3 protein-coding genes are annotated in these 2,017 nt (G+C 66.8%); all 3 read right to left on the bottom strand.

Translation table 11 applies throughout. The features are described 5' to 3' along the window. The coding region (locus tag AC07OX_RS31630) for an ATP-binding cassette domain-containing protein (RefSeq protein WP_495263237.1) at positions 1 to 335 on the bottom strand (335 nt) is incomplete at its 3' end. Beyond that, positions 335 to 1,174 carry an ABC transporter permease gene (locus tag AC07OX_RS31625; protein WP_062482920.1) on the bottom strand — a complete coding sequence of 280 codons (840 nt, stop codon included), beginning with the start codon at positions 1,172 to 1,174 and terminating at the stop codon, positions 335 to 337. The genes AC07OX_RS31630 and AC07OX_RS31625, both read right to left, overlap by 1 nt. A gap of 3 nt (positions 1,175 to 1,177) precedes the next feature. Beyond that, positions 1,178 to 2,017: ABC transporter permease (locus tag AC07OX_RS31620; protein WP_495263236.1), on the bottom strand; the 840-nt coding region annotated here is incomplete at its 5' end.

Below are 2,017 nucleotides of genomic sequence, written 5' to 3'. Positions count from 1 at the left end.
GTCATCGGCTCCTGGAAGATCATCGACAGCTGGTTGCCGCGCAGCGAGCGCATCTCGCGCTCGCCGATCTGCAGCAGGTCGAGCGTCTTGCCTTCGCGGGTGACGAAAGATGCCGATCCGCTGACCTGCGCGTTGGCGGTCTTGGGCAGCAGGCGCATCAGCGTGAGGCTGGTGACCGACTTGCCCGAGCCGGATTCGCCCACGAGCGCGGTGGTCTTGCCGGGTTGAATGGCAAAGCTCACGTCGGCCACCGAACGGATCAATCCGTCTTCAGTGGGGAAGCTGGTGCTCAGGTTGGTGACCGTGAGGCGTGGGGTGGTGTTCGCGGTGTTCATCACGAGGTCTTCTTCAGCTTCGGATCGAGCAGGTCGCGCACGCCATCACCGAGCAGCTGCAGCGACAGCGCCGTGAAGATGATCGCCAGGCCCGGGAACAGAACGACCCAGAAGGCCTGGTGCGCGTACTGCTGGCTGCCCGCGACCATGGTGCCCCAGGTGGGGATCTCGGGCGGCACGCCGACACCGAGGAACGACAGGCCCGCTTCCGCCAGGATCGCGTAGGCAAAGATGAACGACACCTGCACCAGGATCGGCGACATCAGGTTCGGCAGGATGTGGCGCCACAGGATGCGCGAGGTGCGAACGCCCAAGGCGCGCACGGCTTCGACGAACAGCAGTTCGCGCACCACCAGCGTCGAGGCCCGCACCACCCGCGCCACGCGGGGTGTGTAGACCAGCACCAGCGCGAGCACGGTGTTCATCAGAGAAGGCCCGAGGATGGCCACCAGCGCGATGGCCAGCAGGATGTCGGGGAAGGACATCATGGCGTCGACCACGCGCATCAAGGGCGCGTCGAGGCGGCGGAAGAACCCGGCCATGAGGCCCAGCACGGTGCCGGCGATGACCGCACCCAGCGCCGTGAGCGCAGCGATGGCCAGCGAGTAGCGTGCGCCGTGCACGATGCGCGCATACATGTCGCGCCCGAGTTCGTCAGTACCCAGCAGGTGTTCGGCGCTGGGCGCCTTCAGGCGCTGCAACACGGCCGTGTCGTTGGGGTCGGCCGAGGCGAACAGCGGTGCACCGACAGCGAGCACGGCAATCACCAGCAGCACCAGGGCGGACACCATCACGATGCGGCGGTGCATCAGCTGGCGGAGCATTCGAGGCATGCGCATCGTTCAGACCTTCACGCGCGGATCGACCACCGCGTACAGCAGGTCGATCGAGAAATTGATGAGCACGTAGATCGCGGCAATCACGAGCAGCGCACCTTGAATGACGGGGTAGTCGCGCCGCAGCACGGCGTTGACCACCAAATTGCCCACGCCGGGCAGGCCGAACACGGTCTCGGTGATGACGGCGCCACCGATCATGAGTGCGACCGTGAGGCCGATCACCGTGACGATGGGCACCAGCGCGTTGCGCAGCGCGTGCTTGAGCACGACGACCTTCTCGCTCAGGCCCTTGGAGCGTGCAGTGCGCACGTAGTCTTCGCCGAGCACGTCGAGCATCGAGGCGCGCGTGAAGCGGATGATGAGCGCGGAGTTCAGCAGGCCCAGCACGGTGGCGGGCAGCACCAGTGCGTGCAATCTCTCGGCAAAGGGCGCATCGGGCGCGCCGTAGCCCGAGACCGGGAACCAGCCGAAGGACACCGCGAAGATCTGGATCAGCACGATGCCCAGCCAGAAGCTGGGGATGCTGGCGCCCAGCATCGCGATGCCGGTGAAGAACTGGTCGACCACGCGGCCGCGGAACACGGCCGAGACGATGCCGCAGGGCACGCCGATGAGCGCGGCGATGGCCACGGCCAGCAGCGCGAGCAAGGTGGTGGGCTCGGCGCGCTCCCACAGCGCCTGCGTGACCGGGCGCTGCAAAAAGATCGAGGTGCCCAGGTTGCCCTGCAGCACTTCGCGCAGCCAGTAGCCGAACTGCACGGGCAGGGGTTTATCCAGGCCGTAGTCCTTCTGCACGCGGGCGATGTCGGCGGCGGTGGCCTGGTCGCCCAGCAGCACGGAGAT

The organism is Variovorax sp. GW821-FHT09D07 (assembly GCF_059416345.1).
Note: the sequence above shows the minus strand (reverse complement) of the source record. Positions and strands in the feature narration are given on the sequence as shown.